This window comes from Kitasatospora sp. NPDC004240 (assembly GCF_053603215.1).
The window spans coordinates 33,625-52,098 of record NZ_JBSGFD010000023.1; the positions used below are offsets into that span (position 1 = coordinate 33,625).

The 18,474-nt window shown below is 75.1% G+C and carries 16 protein-coding genes; 9 read left to right on the forward strand and 7 right to left on the reverse strand.

The genetic code is table 11. The annotated features are described in order from the left end of the window. Nucleotides 1–16 precede the first annotated feature (16 nt). From ACWEQL_RS09255 to ACWEQL_RS09270, 4 genes are all read right to left on the reverse strand, one after another. Nucleotides 17–862: a thioesterase II family protein gene (locus tag ACWEQL_RS09255; RefSeq protein ID WP_452149571.1), complete on the reverse strand. Its 846-nt coding sequence runs from the start codon at nucleotides 860–862 to the stop codon at nucleotides 17–19. Next, nucleotides 859–1,800 (reverse strand): AfsR/SARP family transcriptional regulator, encoded by a 942-nt coding sequence (locus tag ACWEQL_RS09260; protein ID WP_452149572.1) that lies wholly within the window; start codon nucleotides 1,798–1,800, stop codon nucleotides 859–861. Before ACWEQL_RS09260 ends, ACWEQL_RS09255 begins: the two co-directional genes overlap by 4 nt. 70 nt (nucleotides 1,801–1,870) lie before the next feature. Then, entirely contained in the window at nucleotides 1,871–3,010 is a 1,140-nt protein-coding gene (locus ACWEQL_RS09265) for an alpha/beta hydrolase (protein ID WP_452149573.1), read from the reverse strand. Further along, nucleotides 3,007–3,882, reverse strand: coding sequence for a 2-oxo acid dehydrogenase subunit E2 (locus tag ACWEQL_RS09270; protein WP_452149574.1), 876 nt, complete (start codon nucleotides 3,880–3,882; stop codon nucleotides 3,007–3,009). The genes ACWEQL_RS09265 and ACWEQL_RS09270 overlap by 4 nt, the downstream gene beginning before the upstream one ends. A 232-nt stretch (nucleotides 3,883–4,114) precedes the next feature. Here ACWEQL_RS09270 and ACWEQL_RS09275 point away from each other — a divergent pair, with 232 nt between their 5' ends. From ACWEQL_RS09275 to ACWEQL_RS09305, 7 genes are all read left to right on the forward strand, one after another. Beyond that, on the forward strand, nucleotides 4,115–5,791 hold the full coding sequence (locus ACWEQL_RS09275; RefSeq protein ID WP_452149575.1) for an AAA family ATPase: 1,677 nt from the start codon (nucleotides 4,115–4,117) through the stop codon (nucleotides 5,789–5,791). Nucleotides 5,792–5,970: 179 nt separating this feature from the next. Continuing rightward, a complete protein-coding gene (locus ACWEQL_RS09280; protein WP_452149576.1) occupies nucleotides 5,971–7,107 on the forward strand; it encodes an LLM class flavin-dependent oxidoreductase in 1,137 nt (378 codons plus the stop codon). A 49-nt stretch (nucleotides 7,108–7,156) separates the two neighbouring features. Continuing rightward, nucleotides 7,157–8,425 carry an LLM class flavin-dependent oxidoreductase gene (locus ACWEQL_RS09285; RefSeq protein ID WP_452149577.1) on the forward strand — a complete coding sequence of 423 codons (1,269 nt, stop codon included), beginning with the start codon at nucleotides 7,157–7,159 and terminating at the stop codon, nucleotides 8,423–8,425. Next, complete coding sequence (locus tag ACWEQL_RS09290; protein ID WP_452149578.1) at nucleotides 8,422–9,774, forward strand: MFS transporter; 1,353 nt, start codon at nucleotides 8,422–8,424, stop codon at nucleotides 9,772–9,774. Before ACWEQL_RS09285 ends, ACWEQL_RS09290 begins: the two co-directional genes overlap by 4 nt. Nucleotides 9,775–9,893: 119 nt before the next feature. Further along, nucleotides 9,894–10,637: an AfsR/SARP family transcriptional regulator gene (locus tag ACWEQL_RS09295; protein ID WP_452149579.1), complete on the forward strand. Its 744-nt coding sequence runs from the start codon at nucleotides 9,894–9,896 to the stop codon at nucleotides 10,635–10,637. A gap of 133 nt (nucleotides 10,638–10,770) precedes the next feature. Then, the gene (locus ACWEQL_RS09300) at nucleotides 10,771–11,763 is read left to right on the forward strand and encodes an aldo/keto reductase (RefSeq protein ID WP_452149580.1); all 993 of its coding nucleotides are present in this window, start codon (nucleotides 10,771–10,773) and stop codon (nucleotides 11,761–11,763) included. Nucleotides 11,764–12,022: 259 nt separating this feature from the next. Then, entirely contained in the window at nucleotides 12,023–13,201 is a 1,179-nt protein-coding gene (locus ACWEQL_RS09305; RefSeq protein WP_452149581.1) for an acyltransferase family protein, read from the forward strand. Between the two features lie 96 nt (nucleotides 13,202–13,297). On the opposite strand, the gene ACWEQL_RS09310 is transcribed toward ACWEQL_RS09305, so the two are convergent. From ACWEQL_RS09310 to ACWEQL_RS09320, 3 genes are all read right to left on the reverse strand, one after another. Next, nucleotides 13,298–14,764, reverse strand: a complete 1,467-nt coding sequence (locus tag ACWEQL_RS09310; RefSeq protein WP_452149582.1) for a DHA2 family efflux MFS transporter permease subunit — start codon at nucleotides 14,762–14,764, stop codon at nucleotides 13,298–13,300. 342 nt (nucleotides 14,765–15,106) lie between these two features. Beyond that, nucleotides 15,107–15,301 carry a ferredoxin gene (locus tag ACWEQL_RS09315; protein WP_452149583.1) on the reverse strand — a complete coding sequence of 65 codons (195 nt, stop codon included), beginning with the start codon at nucleotides 15,299–15,301 and terminating at the stop codon, nucleotides 15,107–15,109. Between the two features lie 10 nt (nucleotides 15,302–15,311). Beyond that, nucleotides 15,312–16,475 carry a cytochrome P450 gene (locus ACWEQL_RS09320; protein WP_452149584.1) on the reverse strand — a complete coding sequence of 388 codons (1,164 nt, stop codon included), beginning with the start codon at nucleotides 16,473–16,475 and terminating at the stop codon, nucleotides 15,312–15,314. Nucleotides 16,476–16,760: 285 nt separating this feature from the next. On the opposite strand from ACWEQL_RS09320, the gene ACWEQL_RS09325 reads away from it, so the two are divergent. Beyond that, entirely contained in the window at nucleotides 16,761–17,300 is a 540-nt protein-coding gene (locus tag ACWEQL_RS09325) for an allene oxide cyclase barrel-like domain-containing protein (RefSeq protein WP_452149585.1), read from the forward strand. 105 nt (nucleotides 17,301–17,405) lie between these two features. Then, entirely contained in the window at nucleotides 17,406–18,437 is a 1,032-nt protein-coding gene (locus ACWEQL_RS09330) for a 3-oxoacyl-ACP synthase III family protein (protein ID WP_452149586.1), read from the forward strand. Nucleotides 18,438–18,474 lie beyond the last annotated feature (37 nt).

The window sequence follows — 18,474 nt, forward strand, 5'->3', positions numbered from 1 at the left end:
CGGTGCGGCCGGGCCCTCAGCGCGCGACGGGCGTCAGCCGGCCGTCGAGCAGGGCGAGCAGCTCGTCCTGGCGGCCGTCCAGGTAGAAGTGGCCGCCGGAGTACACCCGCAGGTCGAACAGGTTGAGCGTGTGCCGGTGCCAGGCCGCGGCCTCCGCCGGGGTGACCCACGGATCGGCGTCACCGGTGAGCGCGAGGACGGGCGTGGCGACCACCGCGCGGGGGCCCGCGTCGTAGCGGTCCACGGCGGTCAGGTCGGCGCGGACGGCGGGCAGGATCATCCGCAGCGCCTCCTCGTCCGCCAGCAGCCGCGGGTCCGTCCCGCTGAGCTCGCGCAGACGGGCGGTGAGCGCCCGGTCGTCGACCAGGTGCGCGTACTCGGCCTCGCGGACCGTGGACGGCGCCCGGCGGCCGGAGACCGCGAGCAGCTCGGGGGCCCGGCCGGTGTGCTCCAGCCGGCGGGTCAGCTCGAAGGCGAGCAGGGCGCCCATACTGTGGCCGAACAGGGCGTAGCGTCCGTCACCGACCGCGGCCCGGACGGCGGGTGCGGCCCGGTCGGCCAGCTCGGCGATGGACTGCGCGGGCGCCTCCTGGTAGCGGTCCTGGCGGCCCGGGTACTGCAGTGCCAGCACCTCCACGTCCGGGCCGGCCGCGGCCGACCAGGGACGGTAGACCGAGGCGGAGGCGCCGGCGTGCGGCAGGCAGACCAGCTTGACGGGGGCCTCGGGGCGGCGGTGGAACCGCCGCACCCAGAGCGGGACGTCCACCGCGGCGGCCGTCGGGGAGATGGCCACCGGAGGGGAGGCGGGCGGAGGGGAGACGTGGCCCGGACGGGTGGCCGGGACGGTCCGCGTGGTGCTCACGCCGCCTCCCTGCGCACGGTCCGGCTGTCGGCCACGGGCCGCCGGACGGCGGCGGTCCGCTCCACCCCGATCCGGTCGCCGATGCGCTCGGGCCGCTCCACCCGTTCGGGCCGTTCCACCCGTTCGGGCCGCTCCACCCGTTCGGGCCGCTCCGGCTGGTCGGCGCGCGGCGGCCCGGCCAGGTCGAGGCGGTGGTCGGCGATCAGGATCGCGCGCTGCACCTCGCGCAGCGCCCGGCCCGGCTCGATGCCCAGCTCGGCGGTGAGGATGCGGTGCGCCGAGCGGTACACCCGCAGCGCGTCCGCCTGCCGCTCCGAGCGGTACAGCGCGATCATCAGCTGGCGGTGGAACGCCTCGTGCAGCGGGTGCTCGGCGACCAACGAGTAGAGCCGGCCGATCAGTTCGCGGTGCCGTCCGGAGGCGAGGCCGGCGTCGATGTGCATGCCGACGCACTCCAGCCGGGCCTCCTCGGCCCAGGTGGTGAAGCCCTCCAGGATCGGACCGGCCCGCAGGTCGCCGAGCGCGGGGCCGCGCCACAGCTCCAGCGCCGCCTCGAACGCGGCGGCGGCCTCCTCGGGCCGGCCGGCCCGGGCGGCCGTGCGGCCGGTCTGCATCAACTGCTGGAACTCCTCGGAGTCCAGCCGGTCGCCCGGGCCGAGCCGCAGGACGTACCCGGGGGAGCGGGTGGCGATCACGCTCTCCGGGCGGTCGTCGACGGCCAGCGTCTTGCGCAGCTGCGAGATGTAGACGTGGATCGCCGCCAGGTAGCGCCGTGGCGGCGCGTCCCCCCATATCTCGTAGCCGAGTTGCGGTATCGGTACCACTTCGTCGGCTCTCACCAGCAGGGTGGCGAGGGCGACCTCCATATTGCGGGCGTTGACGGCCGAGGTGCCGCGCCCCGTGTCGACGCGCAGGGTGCCGAGCAGTTCGAATCTCATCGCGGGTCTCCCGTGGTGCGTGGTGTCCCGCCCAGGTTGACCTGCCCGGCCCCGCGGCGCATCAGCGGAACTACGTACCCGCGGCGGCCGGGTACGTACGCGTCCGTCGGCCGCCGCCGGCCGGGGCCGCGTCCAGTCCGCGCAGTTCGGCGGCCAGGGCGAGGCGCTGGGGGAGGTGGCCGCCGCCGATCCGCAGCACCGACAGCAGGGTCCAGAGCCGGGTCTGGGGGAAGAACCGCGGCGAGCCGTGCACGTCGTCGTGGACCCGCAGGCGCAGGCTGCGCAGGGAGCGCCGCAGCCGTTCGGCGTCGGAGGGCGGGATGATCTCGTCGCGCGCGCTGGCGACCAGGGCCACCGGCACGTCCAGCGAACCGAGTTGACGATCCGTCAGGGCCAGCGGGGCCAGCTCGTCGAAGACCCGTCCGGCGTCGGTCCGGGCCAGGTGGGCGAGGGTGTCCACGGTGACCCGCGGCACGGTGGCGTGCCAGGCGCGGTCGGTGAAGAAGTCGTGCACCGGCAGGCCCGCGCCCACGATGCCGCGGATCCGCGGGTCGGTGAGCGCGGCGTGCAGCGCCAGGTTGCCGCTGAAGCTGAGCGCCAGCGCGTACGTCCGCGCGGTGTCGGCCCGGCCGGCCACCGCGTCCAGGACGGCGGGCAGCAGGGCGGGCGCCGACAGGTCGTACGGCAGCGGGTTCTCGCCGACGCCCGGCATCTCGGTGACCACCCCGGCCAGGCCGAACTCGGCCAGCTGGAGCAGCACCGGCGCCCACTGCTCCTTGAGGCTGATGATCCCGCCGGACATCAGCAGCAGCGGCTTGGGGCCATCGGCGGACAGCCCGCCCGCCCAGGCGGCGACCGGGCCGGCCGGCGTCGGCACCTCCAGCCGCTCGATGCCGGGGAACCCGGCCGCCCAGCGGGCGAAGACCGCGCGGGCCCGGTCCTCGGCCTCCCGGCGGGCCGCGCCCGACGGGTACGGGAACCGGGCCATGGTGTAGAAGCGGCCGGCCTCCAGCAGCCGGCCGTCCCGCTCCAGCCGCTCCCCGGCCTCGGTCCAGCGCCGGACCCAGGAGCCGGGGCTGCCGTCGCCGTCGTCCACGACGCCGTCCAGCACCGCCCCGTACTGCTCGGGGGTGATGCCCTGCGAGGTGGCCTGGGCCACCACGAACCGCTTGAGCTCGGCGAGGTCGTTCGCCGGGGGCCTGCCGGTCATGCCGTTCCTCCGATCGTGGTCGTGCGGGCGGGTTCTCCGGGTACGGCGTCCGCGGGTGCGCTCGCAGCCCCGTCCGCCGCCTCGCCATCCTCCGGGCCGGGCCACTCCTCCAGCGCCGTACGGATCTCCGCCAGCACGTCGGCGGCCTCCGCGCCGTCGATCACCCGGTGGTCGAAGGCCAGGCTGAGCCGGAACACCGGCGCGGCGACGATCGCGCCGTCGCGCACCACGGGGCGTTCGGCGATCCGCCCCACGCCCAGGGTGATCGTGGTGCCGCCCACCGAGTGGAAGCCGTCCACCGGCCGGTGGCCGAGCGAGGTCACCGCGAAGGTGCCGGTGATCAGCGGGCGCAGCCGCAGGTCGCGTGCCGCCCGGGCGAACCGGCGCCGCCCGCGTGCCCAGGACAGGCCGTGCAGGGCCCGGACGCCCGCGAACTCGGGCAGTTCGGCCGGATCGCCGTCCAGCACCCGGTCCAGCCGGCGCTGCACCTCGGCCAGGCCCGCCGTGTGCGGCTCGGGCACCACCGTGGACAGCACCACCCGGGTGCCGCCCAGTGTGCGGTCCAGGGTGACCTTCCCGGCCACCGTGGGGAACCGTGCCAGCCGGGGCCGCCGGCCGCCCCGATACGCCGCGTTGGCCTCCGGGTGGCGGGCCAGTACCCCGCCCGCCGCGACCAGCAGGTACCCGACCACCGAGCGCCGCAGCCCCTCGGCGCGGGCCCGCGCGCGGTCGGCCAGCAGCCGGGTCGCGTCGACCTCGGTGTCCAGGAAGACCGGGGAGAAGTCCCGGATCTCCTCCAGGAAGAACAGGGTGTGCCGCCGCTCCCGCGGCGGTGGCGCGAGCCGCGGCTCACGCCCGGTCGGACTGCTCAAGGGAGGCTCCCCTCCGTCGTGCCGGCAGAGGCCATGAGCCTGCCGCGAGGGGCTGAACGGGGGCTGAAGGCCGGTGGCCGGTTCGCGCCGGGTCACTGTGAAATCCTTGTTTCATCCGGACGGGCGAGCGAGGACCGTGGCTACGATCGAAGCCGGCTCGGGCGGACGCGCCGGTTCCGCCGTGCGACGGGGGAGGGGTGGTTCGGCCGTGATCGCAGTCCGGGAGACCCGCGTGCGCACCGCGACGGTGCGAGGCGTCGAGAGTGCTCAACTGCTCACCGTGCTCGACGAGGTGGCGGGCGGCCGGGCCTGCGCCGTCGAACTCGCCGGCGACCCCGGCAGCGGCAAGACCCGGCTGCTCGCCGGACTCGCCGAGGCCGCCGCCGACCGCGGCTTCACCGTGCTGCGCGGCCTCGCCGACCCGGCCGAACGCGACCTGCCGGGAGCCCTGTTCGTCCAGGTGCTGCGCGGCTGGCTCGGTCTCGCCGAACGCGCGGGCCAGCGCGAGGAGTTGCTCGCGGTGATCCGCCGGATCGCCACCTCCGTGGACGCCCCGGCGGGCTGCCCCACCCCCGAGCGGCTGCGCGCCCTGCTCGAACAGCACACCTGCCGCGGCCTGCTCATCGTGCTGGACGACGTGCACGCCGCCGACCCGGCCTCGCTCGCCCTGCTCGACCGGCTCGTCCGCTGGCCGGTCGCCGCGCCCGTCGCCCTGGTGATGTCCCACCGCCCCCGGCAGGCCCCGCAGGCCCTGCGCGCCACCTTCGCCCGCGGCAGCCAGCTCGGCACCACCCGCCGCGTCGAACTCGGCCCGCTCGACCTCGCCCAGTCCGCCGAACTCCTCGACCTCGCGCCCACCGCCCCCCGGCTGCGCACCCTGCACCGGGACGCCCACGGCAACCCGCTCTACCTGCTCGCCCTCGCCCGGATCTGCCCCGGACGGCCGACCGGCCGCCCCGACGGCCTCCTCGCCGACCTGCGCGAACCCTCACCCGACGCGGGCCTGCCCGATGTGCTCTCCCGCCACCTCGTCACCGAACTCGCCGTCCTCGCACCGCAGCAGCGCCTGGTGCTGGCCGCCGCCTCGGTGCTCGGCGACGACATCGACACCGCCGGCGTCGCCGCCGTCTCCGGCCTCACCGAACGCGAGGCCTGCCGCCTGTTCGACGGGCTGCGCCGGCTCGACCTGCTGCGACCGCTCTCCGGTACCCCGCGCAGCGCCTTCCGGCACCCGCTGGTCCGCTGGCTCGTCCACGACGGCACCGACTCCTGCTGGCGGATCGCCGCCCACCGCCGGGCCGCCGGCCTGCTCGCCGCCCGCGGCGCCCCCGCCGAACGGCTCGCCCTCCACCTGGAACGGGCCGACCCCGGCCGCGACCCCCAGGACGCCGCCGTCCTCACCGCCGCCGCCCGGGCCGCCCTGCGCGGCGGGGACCCCTCGCTGGCCGGCCACTGGATCACCACCGCCCTCACCGCCCTCACCCGCGGCGGAGCGGCCGCCCCCCGGCACCGGGTGGCCCGCGAACTCCTGGACGCGGCAGCCGAGGTGGCCGCCCGTACCGGCTCGCGCGGCCTGCTCGCCGAGGCCACCGCGCGGCTCGGGCGCGCCGGCCTCACCGAACCGGCCCACCACGCCGGAGTCGTACCGCCGCAGGCCCCCCGGGCCCCGCTCGGCCTGCCCGCCGCCGCCCCTGCCGCCCGCCCCGGCGACCAGACCCTCGCCCTCCTCACCGGCCGCGAACGCGAGATCGCCGAACTCGCCAGCACCGGCATGCGCAGCCGCGAGATCGCCGACCGCCTCGGCCTCAGCGCCCGCACGGTCGAGGTCCACCTGACCCGCACCTACCGGAAGTTGGGCATCGGCTCCCGCGCGGCACTGACCCGGCTGGTGATGGAGGCGGGGGTGTAGGCCCTCTCCTCCCCGGCCGCTCAACCGGCGCTCAACCGGCGCTGAAGCGGGCCTGAACCGCGCTTTGCCGCCGTCGGCGGGCGGGCTAGCGTCCACTGCTGCGTGCCCCCGCCCGCCGGGGACGGGGTGATCGAGAGACGTCCCGTCCCTGCGCGGCAGGGGGAGAGTGCGGTGGGCCGGTGGACCCGAGTACGGCGTTGCGGTTGGCGGTCGCCCTGGACGGCGCACCCGGGGCGGGGCGGCCCGGGGAGGGGCCGGTGCCGCCGGAGGTCTGGGCGGAGCGGGCGGCCGAGGCCGAGCGCGGGCGGCTCGACCTGCTGACCCTGGACGACGCCCACGCGCCCGCCCCGGACGGCCGGGCCCGCCCCGAGGCCGTCCAACTCGCGGCGTTGCTGGGGGCATTGACCGGGTCGATCGGGATCGTGCCGACCGTCACCCCGACCCATGGCGAGCCGTTCCACCTGTCGACGGCGATCGCCACGCTGGACTTCGTCACCGGCGGCCGCGCGGGCTGCCTGGTCCGGGCGGGCCTGGACCCGGCCGAGGACCGCAACACCGGCCGCACCGCCACCGGTACCGACAGGCAGGAGGATCGGCAGGCCGAGACCGCCGAGGCCGTCGAGGTGATCCGCGCGCTCTGGGACACCTGGGAGGACGGCGCCGAGATCCGCGACGCCGCCCGCGGACTGTTCCTGGACCGCGAGCGGGTGCGGCCCGCCGGCCACCGGGGCCGGTACTTCGCCGTCCGCGGGCCGTCGATCACCCCGCGTCCGCCGCAGGGGCAGCCGCCCGTGCTGGTCGCCGTCCGGGACGCGGCCACCCGCGGGCTGGCCGTCCGGGCCGCCGATCTCGCGCTGCTGACGGCCGCCGATCCGGACGACGCCCGCGAGCAGGCCGCCCTGCTACGCGCCGCCGAGGCCGCCGCAGGCAGGCCGGGACCACCGCTGCTGCTGTTCGCGGATCTCACGGTGGCCCTGGACGACGATCCGCGCCGGGCCCGCGCCCGCCGCCCGTCCGCGTTGGAAGCGCCGGACGCGCCGGACGCGCCGGGCACCTTCGCCGGGACGCCCGCCGCTCTCGTCACCGCCCTGACCGCGTGGCGGGCCGCCGGGCTGGACGGCGTCCGGCTGCTGCCCGCCTCCCCCGAGCGCGACCTGCCCGCGATCACCCGCGGCCTGGTGCCCGAACTCCGGGCCCGCGGCGCCCGCCACGACCGGCCCGACAGCGGCACCCTGCGCGAACGCCTCGGCCTGCCCCGGCCCGCCAACCGCCTCGCCGCCCCCACCCCCGCCGACCACGCGTCCGGGCCCCGCTGAGGCCGCTGACCCCGCTGACCCCGCCGACCGGCACCCCTGGAGACCCGTCATGCCCGCACCACCGACACCGGCCGGCCCGCGCCGGCAGGTCCTGCTCGCGGCGACCTTCCCGCACAGCGTCTGGGTCGTCTGGGACGACCCGCGCTCCGGCAGCCAGATCGACTTCGCCTCGTTCTCGCACGCCGTGCGGACCGCCGAGCGCGGCCGCTTCGACTTCTTCCTGATCGCCGAGACCCTGCGGCTGCGCGAGCACGCCGGACGGGTCGACGACCTGGAGGTGGCCGGCCGCCCGCACAGCCCCACCGTGATGTCCGCGCTGGGCGCCGTCACCCGGCACATCGGCCTCGTCCCCACGATGAGCAGCACCTACAACGAGCCGTACGAACTCGCCCGGCAGATCGCCACGCTGGACCATCTGACCGGCGGCCGGGCCGGCTGGAACATGGTCACCACCGCCGACCCCGAGGCCGGCGTCAACTTCCGCCGGGGCGCCTTCCTCGCCCACGCCGACCGCTACGCGCGCGCCGAGGAGTTCGTCCGGTTGGCCACCGCGCTCTGGGAGGGCGGCACGGCCCCGTACCGCCACCGCGGGGCCCATTTCGACCTCGGCGGCTCCTTCACCCTGCCGCCGGGCCCGCAGGGCCGCCCGGTGCTGCTCCAGGCGGGCGACTCCGCCGACGGACGGGCGTTCGCGGCCCGGCACGCGGACGTCGTCTTCTCGCTGCACGACGAGCCCGCCGCCGGCCGCCGCTTCCGTACGGCGATCCGCGAGCAGGCCCGCGCCCTGGGCCGGGACCCGGACTCGCTCAAGGTGATGCCCGGCGCGGGCTTCATCCTCGGCGACACCGCCGAGGAGGCCGCCGAACGCTCCCGGGACGTGGCGCTGCGCCAGATCACCCCGGCCGTGGCGCTCACCCGGATCGGGCAGCTGTGGCGGGCCGACCTCTCCGGCCGCGACCCCGAGGACCCGCCCCCGCCTCCGGCCGGCCCGCCCGGGACGCCCGCCGCCGCGCTGTACGCGCGAGCGGTCGCCGAGGGCCTGTCGCTGCGGGAGCTGGCGATCCGCACGATGCTCCGGCACACCTTCGTCGGCACGCCCGACCGCGTCGCGGCACGGATCGACGAGAACGTGCAGAGCGGCGCCGCGGACGGCTACGTCCTGGCCGGGCACCTCAACCCGGTGGGCTTCGACGAGTTCACCGACCGGGTGGTGCCGCTGCTCCAGGAACGCGGGGTGCTGCGCGACGGGTACACCGAGGGCGCGACCCTGCGCGAGCACCTCGGCCTGCCCTCCCGGCCGCCCGCCGCCGCCCGGTGACGGAGCGGCCGCGGCCCTTCCGTCCCGGCCCCGCGCTCGCCGCGCTGGTCGGCTGCCAGCTGATGGTGGTGCTGGAGGCCAGCGCCGTCAACGTGGCCCTGCCCCGGCTCCGCGCCGAACTGGGCTTCACCGAGACCGGGCTGTCCTGGGTGGTGAACGCCTACGTGCTCACCTACGGGGGCCTGCTGCTGCTCGGCGGGCGCTCCGGCGACCTGCTCGGCCGGCGCCGGATGTTCCTGGCCGGGCTGTGGACGTTCACCGCCGCCTCGCTGCTCGCCGGGGCCGCCCCCGACGGCGCGGTGCTGATCGCCGCCCGCGCGTTGCAGGGCGTCGGCGGGGCGATCGCCTCGCCGACCGCGCTGGCCCTGATCGGCACCCTGTTCGAGGGCGCCGAGCGGGCCCGGGCGATCGGGGTGTACGGCGCGGTGTCCGGTGTCGGCGGGGCGATCGGCCTGGTGCTGGGCGGGGTGCTCACCGAGACGCTGTCCTGGCGCGCGGTGATGTTCCTGACCGTCCCGCTGGGGGCGGGCGCCGCACTGCTGGCGGCCCGCCACATCCCGGAGTCCGCCCGGCAGCCGGGCCGCTTCGACGCGCCGGGAGCGGCCCTGGCGACGCTCGGCTGCACGGCGCTCGCCTACGCGGTGGTGCACGGCTCCGAGCACGGCTGGACGGGCGCCGGCACGCTGCTGCCCGCCGTGGCCGCGCCGCTGCTGCTGGCCGCGTTCGTGCTGGCCGAACGGCGGGCCCCGCAGCCGCTGGTGCCGCGCGCCCTGGTGGCCGACCGGCGGCGGCTGGCCGCCAACGCCCTGCTCGCGCTGCTCTCGGCGACCAGCTTCGGCTCCGGCTACCTGCTCACCCAGTACCTCCAGGTCCGCCTGGGCCTGGGCCCGCTGGCCACCGGGGCGGCCTTCCTGCCGTGGAGCGTGCTGATCTTCGCGGGCGCCCGGCTGGCCGGCCCGCTGGAGACCCGTGCCGGGCCGCGGGCCGCCCTGCTGGCCGGCACCGTCGCCACGGTCGGGGCCGCCGCGCTGCTGGCCGGGCGCACCCCGTCCGGGTACGCCGCCGGGGTGCTGCCGGCGCTGGCGCTGTTCGGTCTCGGCATCGGCCTGGCGTTCGCGGCCGTCACCCGGGCCGGGCTGGTCGCGCCGCCCGAGCTCACCGGAGCGGCGGCCGGGCTGCTGAACGTCTCCCAGCGGCTCGGCGGCACCGTCGGCCTGGCCGTCCTGGTGGCGGTCGGCGGCTTCGGCCCCGCCTTCACGGTGGTGCTCCTCTACACCCTGGCCACCGTCGCCCTGGTCCCGCTCGCCGCGGGCGATCCGGCGCGGACGGAGCGTCAGCGCCGGGAATAGCCGGCGGGTGCGGCACCGTTGACCTGACACCGTTCGACCCGTCACCGTCCGACCCGTCGCCGTGGCCGCTGCTGGCCGGGTCACTGGCGGCCGGGTCACTGCTGGGAAGGGGAAGGCCGGTGAGGTACGAGGTCCTCGGACCGCTCAGGGTCAGCGACGAGCACGGCCCGGTCCCGATCACCGCACGCAAGACCGAGACGGTGCTGGCCGTGCTGCTGGCCCGGATGGGCCAGGTGGTCCCGGTGGACGACCTGGTGCGTGAGCTGTGGCCGCAGGGCCCGCCGCAGCGCGCCCGGGACGCCGTCTACGTGTACGTCTCGCAGCTGCGCAAGCTGCTCACCCGGCCCGGCGAGCCCGAGCCGATCATCACCCGGGCGCCCGGCTACGTCCTGTGGACGGCGGCGAACGCGGTCGACTTCCAGACCCTCCAGGAGCACCTGCCCGCGGCCCGCGGCCTGATGCGCGAGCGCCGCTACGAGGAGGCCTGCGACCTGCTGGAGAAGGTGGTGGCGCTGTGGCGAGGCCCGGTGCTCAACGGGCTGCAGAGCGGCCCGGTGGTCAACGCCTTCGCCGCCTGGCTCCAGGAGCTCCAACTGGAGTGCACCGAACTGCTGGTGGAATCCAAGCTGATGCTCTCCCGGGATCGCGAGGTGGTCTCCCAGCTGCGCTGCCTGGTCCGCGAGCACCCGCTCCAGGAGACCTTCTACGCCCAGCTGATGCTGGCCCTGTGGCGCTCCGGCCGGCAGGCGGACGCCCTCCAGGTCTACCGCTCCGCCCGGGACACCCTCAACCGCGAGCTGGGCCTGGAGCCGGGCTGCTGGCTGCGCAACCTCCAGCGGACCATCCTGGAGGTCCGCGGCTGAGACGTCTCGTGGCTGAGACGTCCCGCGGCTGACGTTCCGTCATCGAGCGCTCACGGCAGCGTTTTGGGTGCGGTTTAGCCCATCTCGGCACGCTGGGGGTGACACCGGACCGACCCGAGACGGAGCGATACGCGTGAACGACTTCCCCACCCGCCGCCTGGGCGCCCTGGAGGTGGGCGCCCAGGGCCTCGGCGCCCTCGGCCTCAGCGAGTTCTACGGGCCCACCGACCCCGAGCAGGCGGTGGCCACCATCCGCCGGGCCCTGGACCTCGGCGTCACCCTGATCGACACCGCCGACGTGTACGGCCACGGGCTGAGCGAGGAACTGGTCGGCCGGGCCGTCGCCGGCCGGCGCGAACAGGCCGTGGTGGCCACCAAGTTCGGGGTGCTGCGGAAGGACGACGGGATCGGCCAGGCGGTCCGCGGCGACGCGGAGTACGTCCGGCAGGCCGCCGACGCCTCGCTCAAGCGCCTCGGGCTGGACCACATCGACCTCTACTTCCAGGCCCGGGTGGACCCCTCGGTGCCGATCGAGGAGACGGTCGGCGCCCTGGCCGAGCTGGTGCAGGCCGGCAAGGTGCTCCACATCGGGCTCTCCGAGGCCGCCCCGGAGACGATCCGGCGCGCCCACGCCGTCCACCCGCTGGCCGCCGTGCAGACCGAGTGGTCACTGTTCTCCCGCCAGCTGGAGGCCGAAGTGGTGCCCACGGCACGCGAGTTGGGCATCGGCATCGTGCCGAACGCGCCGCTCGGCCGCGGCCTGCTCACCGGACGCTACCGCTCGACCGAGGTGTTCGGACCGGAGGACTTCCGGACCGTCGCCCAGCCGCGCTTCACCGCCGAGAACTTCCCCGCCAACCTCGCCCTGGTCGACCGCCTGGAGCCGCTGGCGATCGAACTCGGCGTCTCCGTCGGGCAGCTGGCCCTGGCCTGGGTGCACCATCGCGGTGAGGACGTCGTCCCGATCCCCGGCACCCGCCGGGCCGACCACCTGGAGGAGAACCTGGCCGCGGCGACCCTGGCGCTGGGCGCGGAGGAGCTCGCCGCGATCGAGGCCGCCGTCCCCGCCGAGCAGGTCGCGGGCGCCCGACTCACCGACTTCAGCCTGCAGTTCGTCGACCTCTGAGACCTGTCCGGGATCCCCCGGCACGGCAGCACCGGGCACCGGTCGGGCCACACGGCCCCACCGGTGCCCGGTGTTTCGTGGTTGCTCCGGGCGCGCAGGCGGAAGCCCGCGGGCGGAGGCCGGGGAGCGCGGAAGAGGGCGTGACACGGAGGTTTAGCGGCCCCGGCAGTGGTGCTTTAGCCGGGCGGCGGAGGCTGGCCGACGACCGTTCACCGGTTCACCGACCGTCCCTCCCGTCCCACGCGCAAAGGAATCCGAGATGTCCGAGTCCCCCGCGGGGCCGGCCGCGTTCTCCCGGCTGCCCTCGCTCACCGGGCTGCGGTTCGCCGCGGCGCTGCTGGTCTACTTCACCCACCTGTCCGTCGAGGGCTACCTGCCGCCCGGCCCGGCCGCCACGGTGTTCCGCTACGCCTTCGGCCTGGGCTGGGTCGGGGTGGAGTTCTTCTTCATCCTCAGCGGCTTCGTGCTGACCTGGTCGGCCCGCCGGGACGACAGCAGACCGGCGTTCTGGCGCCGACGGCTGGTGAAGATCTTCCCGACCCACCTGCTGACCTGGCTGGCCGCGCTGCTGCTCGCGCTCTGGGCCGGGGAGACGCTGACCACCGGCCGGCTGCTGCCCAGCTTCTTCCTGGTGCACGCCTGGGTGCCCGAACTGGACGTCATGCGGGCGGTCAACCTGCCCAGCTGGTCGCTCAGCGTCGAGCTGGCCTTCTACCTGGCCTTCCCGTGGCTGCGGTCGCTGACCGCCCGGATCGCCGAGAGCCGGCTCTGGGCCTGGGCGCTCGGGGTGGCCGCGGTGATCGTGCTGCTGCCGTTCGCCGACGACGCCTTCGTGCCGGACAGCCCGCAACTGCCGGGCCTGGAGATGTCGCTGCTGCAGAACTGGTTCCTGGTCGCGCTGCCCGCCGTACGCGCGCTGGACTTCGTGCTGGGCATCCTGCTGGCCCGGATCGTGCTCGCCGGCCGCTGGATCCCGCTCGGCATGCCCGGGGCCGCCGTGCTGGTCGCGGTCGGTGCGGCCGTCCAGCTCTCCCTGGTGCCGACGGTGTACGGGTTCACCGCGACCCTGGCGCTGCCGCTCGGCCTGCTGGTGGCGGCCGCCGCGCAGGCCGACGTGGCCGGCACCGCCTCACCGTTCCGCGGCCGTACGGCGGTGTGGCTGGGCGAGATCTCCTTCGCCTTCTACATGACGCACCACCTGGTGCTGCACTACGTCCGGGTGGTGTTCGGCGAGACCCGGGTGTGGAGTGTGCCCGAGGTGATCGGGCTGGGCGCGGTCCTGCTGGCGGTGACGATCGGGGTGTCCTGGCTGTCGTACCGCTTCGTGGAGCTGCCGGCGGTGCGCCGGTGGAGCCGTTCGGCGAAGGGCCGGCCGGGGGAGACGGACGCGCGGGGGCGTACCGAACCGGTGCTGACCGGGGCCGGCCGCACGGACTGAGCCGGTCGCACCGGGCGAGCCCCGCGCGGGCCGGGCGGCCGCACCCCCGGCGGGGTCCGTCCGGCCGGCCCGCGCGGGGCACCGTCCGCTCAGGACCTAGGAGACCACCGGCGAGGTCTTCTCCGCGGCCGGCGCCTCCTGGACGGGGACCTCCTCCAGCACCGGGCCGGCGAAGGCCTTCGGCCGTCCGGGCAGGGCGAGGCCGACCACCACGATCCCCGCGGTCATCGCCAGCTCCCACCAGAAGGTGGTGGAGTACGCGTCGCGCACCGACTCCCCCTGTGCGATGCCGCGCTGGACCAGCAGGGCCACCAGGGCCACGCCGAAGGAGCCGCCGACCTGGTTGAGCGAGAGCATGGTGCTGGTCGCGCCGGAGGTCTTCTCCAGCGGCACCGTGCGGTACAGCGAGGCCAGCGTCGGCGCCCCGACGCAGCCCAGGCCCAGACCGGAGACGAGCGCGAACAGGCCGAGCGCGAGCTGGCCGGTCTCGGCGGTGGACAGCGCGTTGCCCAGGGTGCCGAGCACCACCAGTCCGGCGCCGAGCGGCACCAGCAGGCTGGCGCCGATCCGGTCGCTCAGCCGGCCCGCCAGCGGCATGCCGAGGAAGGTGCCGACGCCGAACGGCGCCAGCAGCAGACCACTGGCCATCAGGCTCTGCCCGTGCACCTGCTGCTGGTAGAGCGGCAGCAGCACGTACAGCGAGAAGACCGCCGCGCCGGTGAGCGCCATCGCGATGACGGCGGCCGTGTAGCCGCGGTTGGCGAACAGCCGGACGTCGATGAGCGGCTCGCGGCGGGTGGTGAGCGCGTGCACCACGAAGCCGGCGACCAGCGCGGCGCCGATCAGCAGCGAGACGACGACCGTGGCGGAGCCGAAGCCCTCGTGGGCGGTCTGCGACAGACCGTAGACCAGGATCGCGAAGCCGGGGGAGAGCAGCAGGGTGCCGCGCACGTCGAAGGTGGCCCGCTGCCCCTCGGCCGGGGTGTCGGCGGGCACCACCTTGAGCGAGAACACCAGGGCCGCCAGCACGATCGGCACGTTCACCAGGAACAGCCAGCTCCAGTGCAGGTTGTCCGCGATGACACCGCCGAGGATCGGGCCGATCACCGGGCCGAGGGTCATCGGCAGCGCCAGCAGACCCATCACCTTGCCGAGGCGGGCCGGGCCGGCGGCGCGGGCGGTGAGGGTCATCATGACCGGTTCGATGATGCCGGCGGCCACGCCCTGGAGGATGCGGAAGGCGATCAGCGAGCCGATGTTCCAGGACAGCGCGGAGGCGACCGCGGTGAGGGTGTAGAGCACCAGGCCGACCAGCCACACCTTCTTGCCGCCGAAGTGGTCCACGGCCCAGCCGGTCACCGGGATGGTGGCGGCCACGGCCAGCAGGTAGCCGGTGATCACCCACTCGGCGCTGGTCAGCGTGGTGTCGAAGGTCTGGGCCAGCGGGCTGAGGCCGACGCCGACGATGGTGGCGTTGAGGGTCGCGGTGACCGAGGCCAATGCCATGACGATGATCAGCTTGACCAGCGGACCGTCCAGCCGGTCTTCGGCTGATTGACTCATGTCAGTCCTTAGGGCAGGAGGGGACGGAGATGGTGGGGAAAAGGGGAAGAGGGCCGGGCGCGGTCGTCGCGGCGCCCCACGGCCGCGGAATGCGACGAGGGGCCGCAGCGGCGTACCGAAAGAGCGTATAAACAATTCCGGGCCGGCCGCCATTGGCCCTTAGAAAGGCTTAAGGCCGCCGACCCGGAATTCGGGTCGGCGGCCTCGGACAGTGCGAGAACCGGTCGGCCGGGCATCGTTGACCTGCGGCTTCGCCCTGTACGGCCCGGGTCGGGAAGGTTCCCGGGGGCTTTAGGTGGTGAGCGACGGACGGGCCTCTGGCGGGGTCCCGGTCGGTACGCCTCAGGGGCTCTCCAGGACCAGCGCGCGGGCCGGGCAGAGCTGCTGCGCCAGCCGGACGTCCGCCTCCTGGCCCGGTTCGGGCTCCGGGGTGAGCAGGGTCACCAGGCCGTCGTCGTCGTGCTCGAAGACGTCCGGCGCGGTCAGGACGCACAGGCCCGCGCCGATGCAGCGGTCCCGGTCGGTGGTGATCAGCACGTGCGCCCCCTCACCAGGCCACCGGCAGGCGCTCCAGGCCCTGCATCGTCCCGGTCTGGCGCATCCTCAGCTCCTCCGCCGGCACCGCCAGTCGCAGCCCCGGCAGCCGGGTGAAGAGCGTCCCGAAGGCGATCTCCAGCTGGAGCCGGGCCAGGTTCTGCCCCAGGCACTGGTGGATGCCGTACCCGAAGGTCACGTGCTGGCGGCTGCCCCGCGCGATGTCGAAGGCGTACGGGTCCTCGTGCACCCGCTCGTCCCGGTTGGCCATCGTCGAGGAGATCACCAGGCCGTCCCCGGCCTTCAGGACGTGGCCGTCGATCTCGATGTCGGCGGTGATCCAGCGGACCCCGGCGAAGTCGGTCACCGCGGTGATCCGCAGCAGCTCCTCGATCGCGGTGGCGGCCGGCACCGCGCCCGAGCGCAGCGCCTCCAGCTGTTCCGGGTGGTCCAGCAGGGCCAGCACGCCGAGCGGGATCATCGAGGAGGTGGTCTCCAGCCCGGCGATCAGCAGCACCATGGCCAGCTGCACCACCTCGTCGTGGGAGAGCTCGCCGGTGTCCACGTGCTCCACCAGCCGGCCCACCAGGTTCTCGCCGCGCTCCTTCTCCTGGGCCGTCACCAGCCTGTCGAGGTAGCGGACCAGTTCGGCGGCGGCCGCCTCGGTGCCCGCCGGGTCCTTGCCCTGCATGACGCCGGCGGTGGCGGCCTGGAAGAAGTCGTGGTCCTCGTACGGAATCCCGAGCAGCGCCGACATCACCAGGGAGGGGATCGGGGCCGCGAAATGCTCCACCAGGTCGGCGGGGGCCCCGAGTTCCTCGATGCGGTCGATCAGTCCGTTCACGACGCGCTCGATGTCGGGCCGCAGGGCCCGGGCGTGCTTGAGGCTGAACTCCGGGTTCAGCAGCCGCCGGTGGTGGTTGTGGATCGGCGGGTCCTCGCCCACCAGGACCAGCTTGCGGGCCGCCGGCGCGCCCAGGTGCGGGGCCATCGTGGGGTACTCGTCGTGCAGGCGGTCGGAGGACAGCCGCTCGTCGGCGAGCAGCCGGCGGCCCTCCTCGTACCCGGTGATCAGCCACACCTGGCGGCCGTCCCACAGGGTGACCTTGTTGATCGGGCCCCGACCGCTGATCTCCCGGTACTCCTCCGGGGGCTGGTACGGGCAGGTTCGGCGCACCGGGAACGACGGTGCTTCGACGGAACTGGGGGACAACGCGGCCTCCGAGTCGGCGTTCCCGGAATCACCACCGGGACGTGGTCGGGTTTCTGCGGCGCATGCTAGTTCTGGCCCCCGGAAACGGGCCACGGGTCTCTTGGCGGGGATTAACCGGCGTTTTGCCGTGGATTTAGGCGTGGATTTGGAACGGGCGGCGGGCCGGTTTAGCGGGTCCTCCTACGGTGATCACCGCGCCGTTTCCCGGCGCACCAGGAATTCCCGTGAACCGTGAAACGGAGTTGTGGCATGGCATCGATCCCGCTCCCCGGCCCGCTGGGCGTCGCCGCCGACACCCTGCGCGGCTGGGTGCTGTCCCGGCTGGCCGTGCCCCCGCTCGGACCCACCGGCCCCAACCCCCCGGTCGGCGAACCGGAGAACCTGCTGTACCTCACCGGCCTGGTCGAGACCCTGGTCAGCTACGACTCCAACAACGCCGACTTCGAGGGCACCAACCCGACCCTGGACGACCTCGCCCACGTCCGCTACGAACTGCGCGACCAGAAGGGCGTGTTGGTCGGCACCACCAAGGGTGTCGGCCGGATGCTGCGCAAGGGGCCGGAGGGCAACTTCCTCGCCTACTTCTCCGAGGAGATCCGGCTGCTGGACGGCAACGTGATCCGCACCGGCGGCGTGGTCGACGACGCCCGGCTGACCGCCGGCGAGCAGCAGACCATCAAGGCGGTCGCGGTCGCCGGACCGCTGCGCGGGGCCCTCGGCTTCCGCCAGTTCCGGCCGGTGGAGACCCACAAGTCCTACGCCTCGGCGATCGTCCTCTACCGCCGCTGAGCCGCCGCTCGCACCCGCTGTCCCCGTGCCGGCCGCCGAGCCGTCCCCTTACCCGCAGCCGCCCCCGTACCCGCCGTCGCGCCACGACACCCGGAGCAGACCCCTATGGACCCCGCAGAGATCCGCATCCTGGCGGCCGGCACCGCGCTGCCCGGCCCGCCCATCGACAACGCCGCCCTGGGCCGCCGCTTCGGGATGGACCGGCTCTGGGAGCAGTGGGTGGACGCCTTCATCGGCACCCGCACCCGCCACCTCGCCGTCGACCTGGAGACCGGCGAGCAGCGGGACACCCTCGCCGGCCTCGGCGGGACGGCGGGCCGCCGGGCGCTGGAGGCGGCCGGCACCGACCCCGCCGAGATCGACCTCGTCGTCCTCGGCACCGCCACCCCCGACGCGCTGATGCCCGCCACGGTCAACCAGATCGCCGACGGGCTGGGCATCGACGGGGTGGCCACCTTCCAGCTCCAGTCCGGCTGCTCGGGCGCCGTGCAGGCGCTCGACGTGGCCCGGCAGCTGCTCTCCACCGGCCGTCACCGCACGGCGCTGGTGATCGGCGGCGACGTCATCGCCAAGCACTACGACCTGAGTGTCGACCTGCACGGCGTCCCGCCGGCCCAGCTGGTCAACTACGTGCTGTTCGGCGACGCGGCCGGCGCCGCCGTGCTCAGTGCCGACCCGGCGGCCGGGCGGACCGCCGTCCGGACCTCCTTCGTGCAGCTGGTCGGCAAGGGCCGCCCGCCCGGCCAGGTCCTGGAGTGGTTCGGCCCGGTCGACCGGCACAGCGACCGGGTGGCCTCCCAGGAGGACTACAAGGCGATCGAGGAGTCCGTACCGGTGCTGGCCGAGGAGAGTCTGCACCGGCTGCTGGACGAGCTCGGCTGGAAGGGCGACGACCTCACCCACCTGCTGCCGCCGCAGCTGTCCACCCGGATGACCCGGCGGATCGTGGAGCGGCTCGCGCTGACCGGCGCCGAGGAGATCAGCGTGGTCGGCGAGACCGCCAACACCGGCAACGCGCTGGTCTTCTTCCAGCTCGAACAGCTGCTGCCCCGGCTGTCCCCGGGCGACCGGGCGGCCGCGATCGCGATCGAGTCCAGCAAGTGGATCAAGTCCGGGTTCGCCCTGGAGCACGTCTGATCCACGGCCGGCCGCCGCCGGCCTCGCGCCCGCGGCC